Source organism: Chitinophaga sp. (assembly GCF_017745275.1).
Taxonomy (GTDB): domain Bacteria; phylum Bacteroidota; class Bacteroidia; order Chitinophagales; family Chitinophagaceae; genus Chitinophaga.
Window position 1 is genome coordinate 606,475 of record NZ_JAGHZS010000003.1, and the last position, 15,916, is coordinate 622,390.

The window sequence follows — 15,916 nt, forward strand, 5'->3', positions numbered from 1 at the left end:
GAACGGATTACGGCAACGTAATCCGTTTTGCATTAATTTCGCCCTGTAATCCATAAATGAATGATGATGGAGATTAACCGCTATATAGACCATACTGTATTAAAACCTACCACTACGCTGGAAGATGTAAAGAAATTGTGCATGGAATGCGTGGAATACGATTTTGCCGCGGCCTGCGTACCTCCGCTGTACGTGAAACTGGCCAAACAATTCCTGGGCGCTACCAATACTAAAGTAGCCACCGTAATAGGATTCCCCTTTGGTTATTCCGCTATTGAAGCAAAAGTAGCAGAAACCGTACTGGCTATTGTAGACGGGGCGGACGAACTGGACCTTGTGATCAACATCTCAGCTATTAAAAACAACGACTGGGAATACCTGGAAAAGGAGATCGCCAATATCATGTATATCATCCGGGAGAAGAAAAAAGTGATCAAGATCATAATTGAAAGTGGCATATTATTGGAAGAAGAGATCGTGAAATGCTGCCAGCTATATGCCAAATATGGGGTTGATTTTATGAAAACCTCTACCGGCTATGCAGAAAGAGGAGCCACTGTAGAAGCAGTAAGACTGATGCGTGCTAATTTACCGGCTAACATACAAATAAAAGCTTCGGGTGGTATTCGTACCTTTGTATTCGCCCAGGAGCTGATAGCTGCCGGAGCAACCAGAATAGGAGCCAGTGCCAGTGTGAACATTGTGAAAGAAAGTAAAGATGCATCGGCGCAATAAATAATTATTCATAGTTAATTATACAGTATTCATGCAAAAGTTATTCATCCTGGTTTGCTGTCTGTTGGGAAGTAGTTGGGCCATGGCGCAAGACAATACCACAGCAACCAACGGAAGTGTAAGGGTGGTGAAAGATAGTCGTGTGGATGTGCTGATTAAAAAACAGATCTACATTAACACGCTGGCCATCCGCAACCAGTCCGGTTTCCGGGTACAGGTGATTTCCACCAACAAACGCGGTGATGCCAATGAAGCCAAAGCAAAAGTAATGCAGCTTTATGGCGACTATCGCACCTATCTCGATTACCAGGCCCCCTATTTTAAAGTGCGCGTAGGCGATTTTAAAACCCGTGAAGAAGCAGCTGAATTACGGGACAAATTATCTGACCTGTTTTCAGGCGGTGTATTTGTAGTACCTGCCATTATCAACGTGCCACTGGATAAAGAATTATCGAATGAAGAATCGAATTAAAGAGCTGGCGAAGGCATATGCACCGGAATTTACCGCCATCAGACGGCATTTGCATGCACATCCGGAGCTATCCTTCCAGGAATTTGAAACAGCTGCTTATATACAGCAGCAGCTTACTGCCTATGGTGTTCCTTTTCAGGCAGGTATTGCCGGTACCGGTATTATTGCCCTGATTGAAGGAAAGAACCCCACTTCCAAAGTAATTGCGCTCCGCGCGGATATCGATGCACTGCCGATTACAGAAGCCAATGAAGTAACTTATAAATCCACTAACCCCGGCGTAATGCACGCCTGTGGCCATGATGTACATACATCCTGTGTATTGGGCGCTACCAAAATTTTAAATGAACTGAAAGATCAGTTTGAAGGAACTATCAAAGTATTGTTTCAGCCGGGAGAAGAAAAACATCCCGGTGGCGCCAGTATTATGATTGAAGAAGGCGCCCTCGAAAGTCCGCGACCAAACGCTATCCTGGGTATGCACGTGCATCCTACGCTGGAAGCAGGTAAGCTGGGTTTCCGGGAAGGCAAATACATGGCCAGTGCAGACGAAATTTATATCACCATCAAAGGTAAAGGCGGCCATGCGGCGCAGCCACATCTTACGGTAGATACTATCCTGGTGGCTTCCCAGCTGGTAGTAAGTTTACAGCAAATTATTTCCCGTAACAATAATCCTTTCTCACCTTCTGTATTATCTATCTGCGCTTTCAACGGCGGATTTACTACCAATGTTATTCCGAGCGAAGTAAAGCTGATGGGTACTTTCCGGGCAATGGATGAAACCTGGCGCTTTAAAGCACATGAGCTGATCCGCAAACAGGCTATTGGTATTGCAGAAGCGATGGGCGCTGAAATAGACATTGAAATCCTGGTGGGGTATCCTACCCTGTATAACAATGAAGAAGTGACCCGCAAGGCGCGCCATTTCGCTACAGAATACCTGGATGCGGAACATGTGGGAGATACAGAGATAAGAATGGGGGCGGAAGACTTTGCTTTTTATTCACAGGTAATACCTGCCTGCTTTTTCAGATTGGGTACTGGTAATGTAGCCAGGGGAATTACTTCCGGTGTACATACTCCTACTTTTGATATTGACGAACAGGCGATAGAAGTAGGAATGGGTGCCATGGCTTACCTGGCAACGCAGTTCTAAAATAGTATTTATAAAAAAGCTCCGATGAAAATCGGAGCTTTTTTATGTATCGTATCTTTTTGAAGAATTAAGGCAGATTAGAAAATAAGCCTTTTACTATATCGATAGAAATTATTGCTTAGAGCATGTGTCGCGCTTGTTAATGTATTTGTTTAATGTTGTTGATAGCTTTGCCATATACCGCAAGTTCCCTTAAGCTATCTACTTTGATATCAGCCACTTTGTAGGTGATATCTTCCATCCGGAGCGCTCCTGTTTTCCCCATAGTTATTTTTAAGCTGTCCAGTGTAATGCCACTGTTCAGGGAGAAATCATTTTCAAGCTCGCCGGTATAAATCAGCGTTGTTATCTGACTATTGTAGAGATTAACGCCTGCTTTAGGTCCGGCGATAATCTGCAGTCGCGGTAGTTTGAAATCAGATATAGATACATTGCAGTAGTTGTTCTGAATAGCACTTAATGACGGACAGGTAAGGGTAATGTCTCCTGGTTCATTCAGGTTAATAAACAAGGTGTCGCCTGATTGCCGCGTAGTTACACGGGTGTGATGCTCCAGCGTATATGCGTCACCGTGTTGAATGTTGACGTTATTAATGCTTCGTGTTTCCGTGTTGCCGTTACCGTAGTCTTGTGTTTTTACAGTAGCTAAATCCGCTTGACCGTTTATAAATACCACTGTCTGAAATGGTTGCAGTGTTTCTTTTTTATAATTAGGATCGGGTTTATCATCCTGATGCTTGTTGTATTGTTCCTGGTTGGTAACACCTTTACTATAATTCACCCTCAATGTGATGGCTGAAAATAGCATCATAAGCACGAGTATACCAGTAAAACCGATCAATAATTTCTTACTCGTTTTCATATCAGTTGAAATTAGATTTTTTGAATTTCTCGTAGTGAGGTTTCAGTTCATCGAGGCTAAGGTCCAGCAGGTAAAGGCCACGGAAGAAGCTGGGTAGTTCATTGCTGATGAACGCGTCTTTTTTAACCTGCCTGATTTTTTTTACCGCATCCGGGCTGATGAAGTAACCGATGCCTCTTTTATTATAAATGATTTCCTGTTGCTGCAGCAGTTCGAAAGTACGCATCACGGTATTGGGATTTACTTCCAGTGATACCGCCAGTTCTCTTACAGAAGGGATACGCTCATCCGGTTGCCACTTATGCAGGAGTACCTGTTCGCAGACGTAGTCCGCGATTTGTACGTATATGGCTTGTGTTTCTTTGAATTCCATCTCACAAAAATTTTATATTTCCTGGTCTTTCAACCTGAAATAGGCCAATGTCCAAAATACGGGTGCTATGATAAACCGGACAATAAACAAGTATGTATCTGACAACCAGCGCGGGATGACATATACAGTAGTATGCCAGCTGATGGGACCTCCATCCAGTTTAGCTACCATGAAAAATGGTACAGATCTTTTCCAGAACTCTGTTTGCAGGCCAAAGAGAACAGTAATGATCAAACAGTTAATCACATATAGTCCAAGCAGGAAGAGGAGTGTGCTGAGCAACGTTTTGATGAAACTATATTTATGAAAACAGGTAGCGCCAAAGAGGAAGATGGATTGCAGTATAAAGTACACGTGGTAGAAATACACTTTTTCGTCCGGTGCGCTCAGGAATTGATAATCTCTTTGTATATGACGGCCTATCAAAGATACTTGCACCTTTTCAAATATATTAAGAGCCAGGTAGCAACTTATATGATAAAACACGAAGAAGCCAACAGTGCTGATAAGAAATGTGGTAAGGAATTTTTCGAATTGTGACGCAGGGAGCAGGAGAAAGTCTATTCCTTTTTCTTTATGAGCCAGTTCATTAAAAGATCTGCTGGTAAACAGCAGGCCGCCGGCAAACAGGCCTATATAGTAAAGCGGAACAATATTACTTGTTTGATGGATCTCGGTATGCATCAGGGGCATTAGTGTACCAAATGCAGCCGCTAACCCAAGTATGGCCAATGTTCCCATCAGGTAAAACCGGAGTTGATCTGCTAAGTGCTTCTGCAGGTAAAGCTGCATGCGTCGTAGGTTGAAAACGTTATTTGCTTGCATGGGATATAATTAGTTGAATATTTCCTGGATAGGTTGCTGATTAGTCAATACCGCATTGAACAAGAGTTCCATATCTATTTTACTTTGTTCATTGCCGGTGTTTTTAGTGATAATGGTATGGCCGCGGAGATTACTGTCGGCAAACAATACCCCGGCCGTTTCTTCCATCCGGCTCACGGTTTTGAAGCTCAGTTTATCCGTTACCGTTTGTACATCTTCCCGGAAAATAATTTTATGACCATCTATGATCACAATACTATCTATGAGGTTGTCGAGGTCGCGTACCTGGTGGGTAGAGATGACAATGCATTTATCTTCTGTCACAGCTGCTGCAATTACCTTACGGAACTGGCTTTTGGAGGGGATGTCGAGCCCATTGGTGGGTTCGTCCATGATCAGTACTTTGGTGTTGGTGGCCAGTGCAAAACTGATCAGTACTTTTTTCTTTTGCCCGTACGACATCTCCGTTAGCTGTTGTTCGCGGGGAATTTCAAACTCTTTCAGGTAGCGTGAAAAGGCGGCCTCGTCGAAGTTGGGATAAAACGGTGCGTAGAGGTTCACATACTTTTTCACGCTCACTTTAGGCAGGTAAAATTCTTCCGGTACGAGGAACAATTCACGGAGAAAGGCCGGTTGTCTTTTGGCGGAGGTATAGCCCATTACCTCGCAGGTGCCGCCATCAGGAAATAGCAGGCCGGCTATTTGTTTGAGCAGCGTAGATTTACCTGCTCCGTTTTTTCCGAGTAAACCATAGATGTGGCCTGCCTCCAGGGTTAGTTGCAGGTTCTCAAACAGTGGTTTGTTTTTCCGATAGCTGAATGACAGGGATTGGATGTTAATCATATCGTGTGATTTAGTGTACTACTTAACTAGTACACTGTAAAGATAAAGGAGATTTTAATATTTCAAAGAATTTTTTTTGAGAGATAAGATTAGGTAGCCAAAAGCGTAAAGCAGAAGCAAAAGCCATTGCCGCGAGTGATGTACGCGACAATGGCTTTTTATTGTAGAGTTTATGTTTTCCGCTTTATCCCAGTTCAGGATACAGGGTAAATTGTTTCATGAAGGTATTTACTTCACCTCTGATGCTGGTGATGAGTGCTTCGTTATCAGCGTCCATCAGCAGTTGATCGATCCAGTCAACGATCTGGCCCATATGACCTTCTTTCAGACCACGGGTAGTGATAGCAGGTACACCAACACGGATACCGGAAGTAATGAAGGCAGATTTATCGTCGAATGGCACCATGTTTTTGTTAACAGTGATATCCGCCTTAACGAGTGTTTGTTCTGCTTTTTTACCGGAGATATTTTTGTTGCGGAGGTCAATCAGCATCAGGTGGTTATCGGTACCACCTGAAATGATTTCGTAGCCTTTACCTACCAGGCTTTTCGCCATTGCCTGTGCATTTTTCAGGATCTGGTTGGCGTAAACGGTATAGTCGTCTGATAATATTTCGAAGAAAGACACTGCTTTAGCGGCAATGATATGTTCGAGCGGGCCACCCTGGATACCTGGGAATACAGCGGTATCAATGAGGGAGCTCATCATGCGGGTTTCGCCTTTTGGTGTTTTCAGACCAAATGGATTTTCGAAATCGGCACCCATCATGATCATACCACCGCGAGGTCCACGCAATGTTTTGTGAGTAGTAGTAGTAACGAAATGGCAATGTGCAAATGGAGAGTTGAGCAAACCTTTGGCGATCAAACCTGCAGGGTGCGCGATATCAGCCATTACAAAGGCGCCTACTGAGTCAGCAATTTCGCGGATACGTTTGTAATCCCAGTCGCGGCTGTAAGCAGATGCACCACACACGATCAATTTTGGTTTTTCGCGTTGTGCAATTTCTTCCATTTTATCATATTCTACCAGGCCGGTTTCTTTGTTAACACCGTAGAAATGAGGTTGGTAGAGCTTTCCGGAGTAGTTTACTGCAGAACCATGGGTTAAGTGACCGCCCATGCTCAGATCCAGTCCAAGGATTTTATCGCCCGGTTGGAGGATGGCCAGCATTACTGCGGCATTGGCTTGTGCACCGGAGTGAGGTTGTACGTTTACATAAGCAGCGCCAAATATTTGTTTAGCTCTGTCTATTGCCAGTTGCTCGCTTTGGTCTACAATTTCACAACCTGCATAATATCTTTTGCCAGGATAGCCCTCGGCATATTTATTTGTCATCACCTGCCCCATTGCCTGCATTACCTGGTAGCTGGTAAAGTTCTCAGATGCGATTAATTCAATGCCATGGCGCTGACGCTCCAATTCCTGGCCAATTAAATCAAATATTTGCTGGTCTCTTTGCATGTTGCCCAAATTTTTTGGCAAAATTAAATGAAAGGCAGATCAATAGCAAGCGGAAAGCAGAAAGCAGAAAGCAAAAAGCTCCCGAAGCGAAGATAGCAGCGGATTTTTAAGCATTTAAATCGCCCGTATCATCCGCTACGGGAGCTTTTTGCTTTATCCTTTCTGCTTTCTGCTAAATATAGTATTTTCGCACATTCGAGTGCAATAGTAACATCCTAACTACAACGAATAATGAAGGCAATTATACCCGTGGCAGGGGCAGGCACCAAGCTTCGTCCACATACATATACACAGCCTAAAGCATTAATACCTTTAGCCGGCAGAACCATTCTCAGTATCATTATTGATCAGCTGAGGGATGCAGGTATCACCGAGTTTGTATTTGTGGTAGGTTACCTGGGCGAAAAGATCCAGCACTACGTGGAGAAGAAATACCCACAACTGACCTGTCACTTTGTACAACAAAACAGCCGTGAAGGCACCGGACACGCATTATCACTTACCCGCGATATAGTAGGCAACGACGAAATACTCATTGTATTAGGCGATACCATTTGTGAATGTGATTTCAAGGAAATAATAGCGTCTCCTTATTCTATGCTGGGGCTCAAGAAGGTAGATGACCCACGAAACTTCGGTGTGGCAGAACTGGATGAACATGGCAAAATTACCCGCGTGGTGGAAAAACCACAGATTCCTAAGTCGAACCTTGCACTGGTAGGACTTTACAAAATCAAAGAAACCACACAACTGTACGACTGCCTCCAAAGCAATATCGATAATAAGATCAAATCACATGATGAGTTCCAGCTCACAGATGCCCTGGAATGCATGATTGAGCATGGCGTACAGTTTAATTCCTTTAAAGTATCCAACTGGTTCGACTGTGGCCGGAAAGATACCCTCCTGGAAACCAACGCCATTCTGCTGAAGAAGTATAAGCTGGCTAATAATCCGGTATTACCTTACGAAAATACGATCATTATTCCCCCGGTGAGTATAGGGGAAGGCTGTAATATCAAAAATGCTATTATAGGTCCTAATGTGGCCATTGGCGATAACACCGTGATCAACTACTCTATCGTGAAGGATTCCATCATTGGGTCCTTTAGTAACCTGTATGAAGTAGTACTGAAATCTTCCCTGATTGGTAGCGATGCCAATATCCGGGGATTGAGCCAAAGCCTGAATATTGGTGATAATACCGAGATAGATCTTGGTTGAGCATAAAGCGGAAAGCAGAAAGCAAAAAGCTATTGAAGCGGAGATAAGAGCGGATAATGAAATTATTGGTCGCTTCTATCTCCGCTTCAATAGCTTTTTGCTTTCAGCTTTATGCTTTTAAAATATATTTGCCTTATGCACAACAATATCTCTTCCTTATTCAATATTCAGTACCCTCTTGTTCAGGCGGGCATGATCTGGGCCAGTGGCTGGCGTTTAGCCAGTGCTGTTAGTAATGCCGGGGGCCTTGGACTGATCGGCGCCGGAAGCATGTATCCGGATGTATTGCGGGAGCATCTACAGCAATGTAAAAAAGCTACCAGCAAGCCTTTTGGTGTGAATGTGCCTTTGCTGTATCCTGATATAGACCAGTTGATAAATATTATTTTGGAAGAAGGGGTACAAGTGGTGTTCACTTCTGCCGGCAATCCCAAAACGTGGACGCCGGTGCTGAAAGCTGCTGGCGTAAAGGTAGTACATGTGGTATCCAGCGCCGCTTTTGCCCTGAAAAGTGAGGCTGCCGGTGTAGACGCTGTAGTAGCTGAAGGTTTCGAAGCAGGTGGTCATAATGGTCGCGAAGAAACAACTACCATGGTACTGATCCCATCCGTATGCGAACAGGTGAAAATCCCGGTAATAGCCGCGGGTGGTATTGCCACCGGAAAAGCCATGGCAGCGGCCTTTGCGCTGGGAGCTTCCGGTGTACAGATAGGCAGCCGTTTTGTAGCCACCCCTGAAGCATCTTCCCATATAAATTTTAAACAAGCGGTGATCAACGCAAAAGAAGGAGATACCATGCTCAGTTTAAAGAAGCTGACCCCCGTGCGTTTAATTAAAAATAATTTCTACCAGGCCATCAAGGCCGCTGAAGATAGCGGCGCCGATGCCGAAGCCCTGAAAACCCTGCTGGGACGCGCACGCGCCAAAGCCGGTATGTTTGAAGGTAATCTTGAAGAAGGAGAACTGGAAATAGGCCAGGTGAGTGCACTGATACATGAAATAAAACCGGCTGCAATGGTAGTGGAAGAAATCTGGAACGAATTCAGGGAAACGATACAGCGTTTAGCTGCCAGCATTTAGCCAAATGCAGCGAAGATAATAGGCTATATTCCCGTATATATTCGCTGCATTTTGCTAAAAGCTAAAAGCTAGAAGCTATCACGGCTTTCTCACTACCCACTTCATGGCTTCTTTCAACGTAATTTTTTTGCCATACATCAGGATACCGGTGCGATATATTCTGCCGGCTACCCAGGTAGTACCAATAAAGCCTCCTATGAGGCATAATAAGGACAGCACCAGTTGCCAGTAAGGCACCGTGCCGGGAACACCATATGGCAGGCGGGCCATCATCACCATAGGTGAGGTGAAAGGAATAATACTTCCCCATACCGCCAGTGGACTGCCCGGATCCTGTACTGCTTTCATCATGATCATTATACCAATGATAATAGGTACTGTAACCGGAATTGTTAATTGCTGGATATCGCTGGCATCTTCATTGGCCAGACTGCCAATAGCCGCATACAGCGAAGAGTAGAACAGGTAGCCCCCCAGGAAATACAGGACGAAGCAAGGGATAATCAGGCCCCAGGGAATACTGCCTACCAGTTCACGCATTTTATGAATCATTTCTACCTGATCAGCATGACTGGCCTGCGCCATTGCGCCACCACCCTGTGCGGCGGCCTGCATGCTTTCCGGAGAAAAGAACAACGGTATCAAAGAATAGATAGCCGTGATGAGGATGCCCCAGATGCAAAACTGCAGCAGTCCAACCGCTGCAATGCCAATGATTTTGCCCATCATCAGCTGAAAAGGTTTTACACTGGATATCATCACTTCCGCAATACGACTTACTTTTTCTTCCATCACTCCACGCATCACAGAGGTACCAAACAACAGCAGCACAATGTAGATGATAAAGCCGCTGGCATAGCCAACTCCATAGGCCACCCAGGAGCTGCCTTTCTTTTCATCGCGTCCATTTTTGAAGGTTACTTCCACGTTAGAGCGGATACCTTCCATTTTGGACTGGTCAATTCCCTGCATTTCCAGCCGCTTCTTTTCAATGATATCGTTGATATCTTTATTGATACTGCTTTCTATCGTAATGCTGGCCTGGCCGCTGCTATAGAATTCGAATCCGGAAGGGCGACTGATATCAAACTGTGGAATGTAGAGCAGGCCTTCATAGCCCTGATCCGCATAGTGTTGTTTGAGACTATCAATGTTCTGGTCATGCAGGTATTTGAAATAGGTGCCTTTGGAATCGGGGAATTTGTTATCAAATAAGCCACTGTTGTCTACTACTGCTATGCGCTTGTGTTCTGATGACGAAGTAGCCAGCAGTATAGGCACAATGATCATGGCCGCAAAGGCAATCGGCACCAGCAGCGTGGTAACGAGGAAAGATTTTTTACGAACGCGGGTGGTAAATTCCCGCTTTATAATGAGCCAGATTTTTTCCATAAGTAAGTAGCGTAATCAGGTGAGTGGCATAGCCGCCAGGCGGGCGTTGGCCGTTTCAGTTTGCTGTACCTGGGTGATAAATACCTCGTTAATGGAGGGCAGAATTTCTTCGAAATAAGTTACGGGGATATCCTGGCGGATGAAATGTAGCAGGATATCGTTAGTGGTACTGTCTTCATTCATTTTTACCGTAAACGCTTTGTCATGTGTTTCCACAATGTTGAAGTGCCAGGTGGCCATTTGTGCCGGGTTAGGCATCGTACCCAGGCCTATTTTGAAGAGACCTTGTTTGAAGTCCTGTTGTATTTGTTGTACGCCGCCATCCAATATTTTATGTCCTTTGTTGATCAGCATAATATGATCGCAGATCTCTTCAACCTGTTCCATACGGTGGGTAGAAAAGATGATGGTAGTACCTTGTTTGCTGAGTTGAAAGATTTCCTGTTTGATCAGGTTGGAATTAATAGGATCCAGGCCGGAAAAGGGTTCATCGAGTATCAGCAGTTTAGGTTCATGCAGGATGGTGGAAATGAACTGTACTTTTTGCTGCATGCCTTTACTGAGTTCATCTACTTTTTTATGGTACCAGGAGTTGATATCAAACTTATCGAACCAGTATTTGATTTTTTGTGTCGCCTCTTTTTTGGAAAGGCCCTTTAACTGAGCGAGGTAGAGAGTTTGTTCTCCTACCATCATCTTTTTGTAAAGGCCTCTTTCTTCGGGCATGTAGCCGATGTACTGTACATCGTTTTCGGGGTTAAACTTTTTACCATGGAAAAGTATTTCTCCTTCATCGGGATAGAAGATGCCGGTAATCATGCGTAGCAGCGTGGTTTTACCGGCGCCGTTAGGTCCCAGTAGTCCGAAGATGCTGCCCTGTTGAATATCAAAGCTCACATCATCTACCGCTTTATGGGTTTGATAATGTTTTTTCAGGTGTTTGACTTCGAGTAAGTTCATGGTGAAAAATTAATGATTAATCTGCAATAAATAATCATCAACGTTTACCTGCTGCTTATCGCAGTTTATCTGCAATCATGGCAGCTACGCGTTCTCCATCCATGGCAGCGGAAACAATGCCACCGGCATAACCGGCGCCTTCTGCGCAGGGATACAGGCCGGCTACCTGTGGGTGTTCCAGTGTATCATTATCGCGGGGGATGCGTACAGGGGAAGAGGTGCGTGACTCGGTGGCTACCAGTACGGCATTTTCCGTATAGTATCCTTTCATTTTGCGGCCAAATGCTTTGAAGGCGCCTGCGAGGCGTTGGTGTACTACTTTGGGTAATACATTGCGCAGATCGGCGCTTTGGAGGCCTGGAACATAGGAGCAGTCGGGCAAAGAAGCGGATATTTTTTTGTTGACGAAGTCGGTCATTCTTTGTGCGGGGGCTACGAAGTTGCCACCACCGGCGATATAAGCCTGTTTTTCTACTGCCTGCTGGAAATACATGGCAGCCAGTGGCCCGTGTTTAGCGAAGGGTGCAAAATCGGATTTATCAACGGTAACCACCATGCCGGAGTTGGCGAATGGGTTGTTGCGTTTGGAAGGCGACCAGCCGTTTACCACCAGTTCGCCGGGATCTGTAGCGGCGGGGGCAATAATGCCACCTGGGCACATACAGAAAGAGAATACACCACGGCCATCTACCTGTTCTACCAGGCTATAGCTGGCGGGAGGAAGGAATTCGCCGCGTGTGCTGCAGTGGTACTGTGCACTGTCGATCAGCTCCTGTGGATGTTCTACCCGTACGCCAAGCGCAAAGGGTTTGGCTTCCAGCAAGATGCCCTGTTGGTGGAGCATGATAAAAATATCGCGGGCAGAGTGGCCGGTAGCGAGGATGAGTTGCCTGCCTTCGAAGTGTTGTCCGGAGGCGGTTTGTACGCCGGTAACGGCACCGTCTTTTATTTGTATGGCCGATACTTTTTGTTCAAAGTGTACTTCTCCGCCACTGTTGATAATTTGCTCGCGCATAGCGGTGATGATATGCGGGAGTTTGTTGGTACCAATATGTGGGTGCGCATCAATCATGATTTTTTCTTCTGCGCCGAAGTGAACAAAAATGTTGAGTATGCGGTTAATATCGCCACGCTTGTTGGAGCGGGTATATAATTTCCCATCGGAGTAAGTACCGGCGCCACCTTCGCCGAAGCAGTAGTTGGAGTCGGGATTTACGATACCGGTTTTATTGAGAGCGGCGAGATCTCTGCGTCTGGCGCGTACATCTTTGCCTCGTTCAATAATGATAGGCTTCAGTCCTGCTTCTATGAGCCGTAGTGCGGCAAAGAGTCCTGCGGGGCCTGCGCCTGCGATCAATACCCTGGGGGCATTGGCCGGGAGCGTAGGATATACCGGATGGGTATGTTGGCGTTCGATGAAAGGTTCTTTTACAAATACCTGTATGGTGAGTACAAAGAATACTTGCCTGGAGCGCGCGTCTATAGAGCGTTTCAGCAGATTGAATCCGGTAATATCAGTGGGCTTTACACTCAGTGCAGCAGCGGCGTGCTGTATGATATGTGTATGAGAGGCGGCATCAGCCGGCAGTAATTTAAGAGATAGTTGTTGTATCATGCTAACGGTTAGGTGGTTATCCTAAAACTGGAGCAAAGATAGGAAAAAGCATAAAGCTGAAAGCACAAAGCTATTGAAGCGAATGCCCGTAGCGTAATATTTTCGCAACAGTCATTCGCTTCAATAGCTTTGTGCTTTTAGCTTTATGCCTTCAGCTTACTAGAACGGTAAATCGTCTCCACCGTCGCCAGCAGGCATTTGTGGTGCGTTGTAGTTAGGCATTGGGTCTGCGCCTGGAGCGGGTGCTGCCATTACAGATTCCATACGCCATGCGTCCAGGTTGGTGATGTAATTTACTTTACCATCTTTTTCCCATCTGGTGCCTTTAATATTGAAATAAACTTTAACGTTTTCACCTTCATTGAACCGGTCAACAATACCAGTGCGGTCTTGCACCGACTGAAACTTAATGTAGTTATTGATAACACGGCCATTGATGTCATCGGACTTCTCTATAACGAACTCTCTTGTTTTAAAAGTTTCGCTACGTTGTACCGTGTTGTACTTCACAATCAGCTTTCCGGTAATTTCAAAACTCATAGAAAAATTATTTTAAATTCAGAAGGGTCAAAGATAAGGTATTCGACTTAGTGCGGGCAAATATTTTTTATTAATCCGGTGCGCGCGGATATAAAAAAATTGTTTCATAATAACTATTGCTGAATTCATTTTTTTTAATGGAGATACTAACATAGTTTTGCACCCTCTCCGGAAAAAGTGTGAATATCTCACGCTTTACCAGTGAACGATTTTTTTCGGAAGAAGGGATACAATATTATTTTATCAATTATATATCCATATTTATGATAAAAAGGAGAATGAAGAAGATAAGTGTGCTGTTAATCAATGGGGTTCATAGTATTGAAAACCGTGTCACGTCTGGGCTGTAAAGCCACGGCAGTATTGGAATGAGGAGTTTGGGTACTCTGTAATCAGGAGAATATAAACAAGGGTAGATAAATTTTTTTTTTCAACATTTTCTACAGATATTCGTCGTCCTGTCTGAAAATTTTTCAACATCCTGCGTTGGGGAATTTCGAATTCGAGAACTAAGCATCCTTAATTAAGAAACAATCTAATTTTTTTTATCTCAATGAATAAAACTTGCGAACAAGTTTGGGAAAAGTGTCTTAATATAATTAGGGATATAGTAGAATGGCAGCCGTTTAAGACATGGTTTGAACCTATTAAACCCATTAAACTTGAAAACAATGTTTTAACCATCCAGGTCCCCAGCCAATTCTTTTATGAATACCTTGAGGAGCATTATGTGGGATTGCTAGGAAAAACTATTAAAAGAGAATTAGGTAAAGAAGCCAGGTTGGAGTATCGCATTGTAGTCGAGAACGGTACACCACATCAGCATCCCAGAACAGTAAACATGCCCACGCAGTTTACAAAACCTCAGAAAGACAATGAAGTAGATTTTCCTTTAACGATTCACAACCCGGTTAAGAACCCCTTTGTTATTCCGGGTATTAAAAGAGTACAGATTGACTCGCAGCTCAATCCAAATTACACCTTTGATGCGTATGTAGAAGGTGACAGTAATCGGGTAGCAAGACGCGCAGGGAAAACCGTGGCTGAAAAGCCAGGTGGTACGTCTTTTAATCCACTGGTAATATATGGAGGCGTAGGATTGGGAAAAACCCATCTGGCGCAAGCTGTGGGCAATGATGTAAAACGTATACATCCGAATAAAGCGGTGTTATATGTAAGTGCAGAGAAATTCATTAACCAGTTTATAGATCACTCAAAGAATAATATCATCAATGATTTTATTCACTTCTATCAATTGATAGATGTGTTGATTGTAGATGATATTCAATTTTTTGCACGTGCAGAGAAAACGCAGGATGCTTTCTTTGCTATCTTCAACCATTTACACCAGTCTGGTAAACAGCTGATCTTAACGTCTGATAAGGCGCCTAAAGATCTGGATGGTGTACAGGAAAGGTTGCTGAGCCGCTTCCGTTGGGGGCTTAGCGCAGACATTCAGATTCCGGATTTTGAAACCAGGATGGAAATCCTCGAAATGAAAATGCGGAATGATGGACTGGAAATGCCTAAAGAAGTAGTGAAGTATGTAGCCTACAATATTCAAACAAATGTACGTGAACTGGAAGGCGCATTGATTTCATTGCTGGCACAGTCGTCACTGAACCGCAAAGAAATAGACCTGGAGCTGGCGAAGCGTGTATTGAAATCTTTTGTGAAAACATCTTCCAAAGAAATTACCATCGAGAGTATACAGAAAATGGTATGTGAATATTTTGATGTACCATATGATAAGTTGCTGCAGAAAACACGTAAACGTGAAATCGTGCAGGCCAGACAAATTACCATGTACCTCGCCAAATCATTTACTAAAAATTCACTCAAAACTATTGGTGAACATTTTGGTGGTCGTGATCATACTACGGTGATTCATAGTTGTCAGACTGTGAAAGACCTGATGGATACTGATAATAACTTCCGTGACAGCGTGATTGAATTGCAACAGAAAGTACAACTGGCAGCGATGTAAGACCAGCCTAACCCTGATAACCTATTTAAAAAAGCTCTGCAATCATTGTGGAGCTTTTTTTATTTACTTCTTCCCAAAAAATAGATTAATAGCATTTTGAATATGAGAAGATGTGATAAATTCCATCTGCTGCTATGAACAAGCGTATACCGGGGCAGCACCGGGTTTTCAACTTTTTTTATAAAAAAATGAAAATCTTTTGGTGAATATAAAACTTTGTTTATTTTTGCAACCCCTAACGGGGAATACGGAGAGATGCCTGAGTGGCCGAAAGGAACGGTTTGCTAAACCGTCATACGGGTTAAACTGTATCGAGGGTTCGAATCCCTCTCTCTCCGCAGAGATTAAACGCATCAATGCCCTCGCTAACGCGGGGGCATTTTT

The 15,916-nt window shown here is 44.2% G+C and carries 15 protein-coding genes and 1 tRNA gene; 7 read left to right on the forward strand and 9 right to left on the reverse strand.

The annotated features are described in order from the left end of the window. Nucleotides 1-60 precede the first annotated feature (60 nt). Genes deoC through J7623_RS11985 form a run of 3 tightly spaced genes read left to right on the forward strand, consistent with a single transcriptional unit; the run spans nt 61 to nt 2,366 of the window. Nucleotides 61-735, forward strand: coding sequence for a deoxyribose-phosphate aldolase (gene deoC / locus J7623_RS11975; protein WP_291920509.1), 675 nt, complete (start codon nt 61-63; stop codon nt 733-735). A gap of 31 nt (nt 736-766) precedes the next feature. Continuing rightward, nucleotides 767-1,207 carry an SPOR domain-containing protein gene (locus J7623_RS11980; RefSeq protein ID WP_291920511.1) on the forward strand — a complete coding sequence of 147 codons (441 nt, stop codon included), beginning with the start codon at nt 767-769 and terminating at the stop codon, nt 1,205-1,207. Further along, nucleotides 1,191-2,366 (forward strand): M20 family metallopeptidase, encoded by a 1,176-nt coding sequence (locus J7623_RS11985; protein ID WP_291920513.1) that lies wholly within the window; start codon nt 1,191-1,193, stop codon nt 2,364-2,366. Before J7623_RS11980 ends, J7623_RS11985 begins: the two co-directional genes overlap by 17 nt. A 139-nt stretch (nt 2,367-2,505) precedes the next feature. Here J7623_RS11985 and J7623_RS11990 read toward each other — a convergent pair whose 3' ends face one another. The 5 genes from J7623_RS11990 to glyA form a co-directional block, all read right to left on the reverse strand. Beyond that, on the reverse strand, nt 2,506-3,177 hold the full coding sequence (locus J7623_RS11990) for a hypothetical protein (protein ID WP_291920515.1): 672 nt from the start codon (nt 3,175-3,177) through the stop codon (nt 2,506-2,508). A gap of 52 nt (nt 3,178-3,229) precedes the next feature. Beyond that, nucleotides 3,230-3,601, reverse strand: a complete 372-nt coding sequence (locus J7623_RS11995; RefSeq protein WP_291920517.1) for a GntR family transcriptional regulator — start codon at nt 3,599-3,601, stop codon at nt 3,230-3,232. 12 nt (nt 3,602-3,613) lie between these two features. Beyond that, entirely contained in the window at nt 3,614-4,426 is an 813-nt protein-coding gene (locus tag J7623_RS12000; protein WP_291920519.1) for a hypothetical protein, read from the reverse strand. A gap of 9 nt (nt 4,427-4,435) precedes the next feature. Beyond that, entirely contained in the window at nt 4,436-5,269 is an 834-nt protein-coding gene (locus tag J7623_RS12005) for an ABC transporter ATP-binding protein (RefSeq protein ID WP_291920520.1), read from the reverse strand. Between the two features lie 184 nt (nt 5,270-5,453). After that, nucleotides 5,454-6,734, reverse strand: a complete 1,281-nt coding sequence (gene glyA, locus J7623_RS12010; RefSeq protein ID WP_291920522.1) for a serine hydroxymethyltransferase — start codon at nt 6,732-6,734, stop codon at nt 5,454-5,456. A gap of 231 nt (nt 6,735-6,965) precedes the next feature. Here glyA and J7623_RS12015 point away from each other — a divergent pair, with 231 nt between their 5' ends. Together J7623_RS12015 and J7623_RS12020 are read left to right on the forward strand one after the other, a co-directional pair. Beyond that, nucleotides 6,966-7,958 carry a sugar phosphate nucleotidyltransferase gene (locus J7623_RS12015; protein WP_291920524.1) on the forward strand — a complete coding sequence of 331 codons (993 nt, stop codon included), beginning with the start codon at nt 6,966-6,968 and terminating at the stop codon, nt 7,956-7,958. Nucleotides 7,959-8,093: 135 nt separating this feature from the next. Beyond that, nucleotides 8,094-9,038, forward strand: a complete 945-nt coding sequence (locus J7623_RS12020; protein WP_291920526.1) for a DUF561 domain-containing protein — start codon at nt 8,094-8,096, stop codon at nt 9,036-9,038. Between the two features lie 78 nt (nt 9,039-9,116). On the opposite strand, the gene J7623_RS12025 is transcribed toward J7623_RS12020, so the two are convergent. The 4 genes from J7623_RS12025 to J7623_RS12040 all read right to left on the reverse strand — a co-directional run bounded on the left by J7623_RS12025 (nt 9,117) and on the right by J7623_RS12040 (nt 13,545). Further along, nucleotides 9,117-10,430: an ABC transporter permease gene (locus tag J7623_RS12025; RefSeq protein ID WP_291920528.1), complete on the reverse strand. Its 1,314-nt coding sequence runs from the start codon at nt 10,428-10,430 to the stop codon at nt 9,117-9,119. 15 nt (nt 10,431-10,445) lie between these two features. Next, nucleotides 10,446-11,390: an ATP-binding cassette domain-containing protein gene (locus J7623_RS12030; protein WP_291920530.1), complete on the reverse strand. Its 945-nt coding sequence runs from the start codon at nt 11,388-11,390 to the stop codon at nt 10,446-10,448. A gap of 55 nt (nt 11,391-11,445) precedes the next feature. After that, on the reverse strand, nt 11,446-13,005 hold the full coding sequence (locus J7623_RS12035; protein WP_291920532.1) for an FAD-dependent protein: 1,560 nt from the start codon (nt 13,003-13,005) through the stop codon (nt 11,446-11,448). A 159-nt stretch (nt 13,006-13,164) separates the two neighbouring features. Next, a complete protein-coding gene (locus tag J7623_RS12040) occupies nt 13,165-13,545 on the reverse strand; it encodes a DUF3127 domain-containing protein (protein ID WP_291920533.1) in 381 nt (126 codons plus the stop codon). A gap of 553 nt (nt 13,546-14,098) precedes the next feature. Here J7623_RS12040 and dnaA point away from each other — a divergent pair. Both dnaA and J7623_RS12050 read left to right on the forward strand, forming a co-directional pair. Next, nucleotides 14,099-15,532, forward strand: coding sequence for a chromosomal replication initiator protein DnaA (gene dnaA / locus J7623_RS12045; protein ID WP_079469646.1), 1,434 nt, complete (start codon nt 14,099-14,101; stop codon nt 15,530-15,532). Nucleotides 15,533-15,781: 249 nt separating this feature from the next. Next, nucleotides 15,782-15,870: transfer RNA gene (locus J7623_RS12050), tRNA-Ser, on the forward strand. The last annotated feature ends 46 nt before the right edge of the window (nt 15,871-15,916 follow it).

Excerpts from the sequence above, each read along its gene's own strand:
- deoC (WP_291920509.1), top strand. The coding sequence starts at position 61 with ATGATGATGGAGATTAACCGCTATATAGACCATACTGTATTAAAACCT.
- J7623_RS11980 (WP_291920511.1), top strand. The coding sequence starts at position 767 with ATGCAAAAGTTATTCATCCTGGTTTGCTGTCTGTTGGGAAGTAGTTGG.
- J7623_RS11985 (WP_291920513.1), top strand. The coding sequence starts at position 1,191 with ATGAAGAATCGAATTAAAGAGCTGGCGAAGGCATATGCACCGGAATTT.
- J7623_RS11990 (WP_291920515.1), bottom strand. The coding sequence starts at position 3,177 with ATGATGCTATTTTCAGCCATCACATTGAGGGTGAATTATAGTAAAGGT.
- J7623_RS11995 (WP_291920517.1), bottom strand. The coding sequence starts at position 3,601 with ATGGAATTCAAAGAAACACAAGCCATATACGTACAAATCGCGGACTAC.
- J7623_RS12000 (WP_291920519.1), bottom strand. The coding sequence starts at position 4,426 with ATGCAAGCAAATAACGTTTTCAACCTACGACGCATGCAGCTTTACCTG.
- J7623_RS12005 (WP_291920520.1), bottom strand. The coding sequence starts at position 5,269 with ATGATTAACATCCAATCCCTGTCATTCAGCTATCGGAAAAACAAACCA.
- glyA (WP_291920522.1), bottom strand. The coding sequence starts at position 6,734 with ATGCAAAGAGACCAGCAAATATTTGATTTAATTGGCCAGGAATTGGAG.
- J7623_RS12015 (WP_291920524.1), top strand. The coding sequence starts at position 6,966 with ATGAAGGCAATTATACCCGTGGCAGGGGCAGGCACCAAGCTTCGTCCA.
- J7623_RS12020 (WP_291920526.1), top strand. The coding sequence starts at position 8,094 with ATGCACAACAATATCTCTTCCTTATTCAATATTCAGTACCCTCTTGTT.
- J7623_RS12025 (WP_291920528.1), bottom strand. The coding sequence starts at position 10,430 with ATGGAAAAAATCTGGCTCATTATAAAGCGGGAATTTACCACCCGCGTT.
- J7623_RS12030 (WP_291920530.1), bottom strand. The coding sequence starts at position 11,390 with ATGAACTTACTCGAAGTCAAACACCTGAAAAAACATTATCAAACCCAT.
- J7623_RS12035 (WP_291920532.1), bottom strand. The coding sequence starts at position 13,005 with ATGATACAACAACTATCTCTTAAATTACTGCCGGCTGATGCCGCCTCT.
- J7623_RS12040 (WP_291920533.1), bottom strand. The coding sequence starts at position 13,545 with ATGAGTTTTGAAATTACCGGAAAGCTGATTGTGAAGTACAACACGGTA.
- dnaA (WP_079469646.1), top strand. The coding sequence starts at position 14,099 with ATGAATAAAACTTGCGAACAAGTTTGGGAAAAGTGTCTTAATATAATT.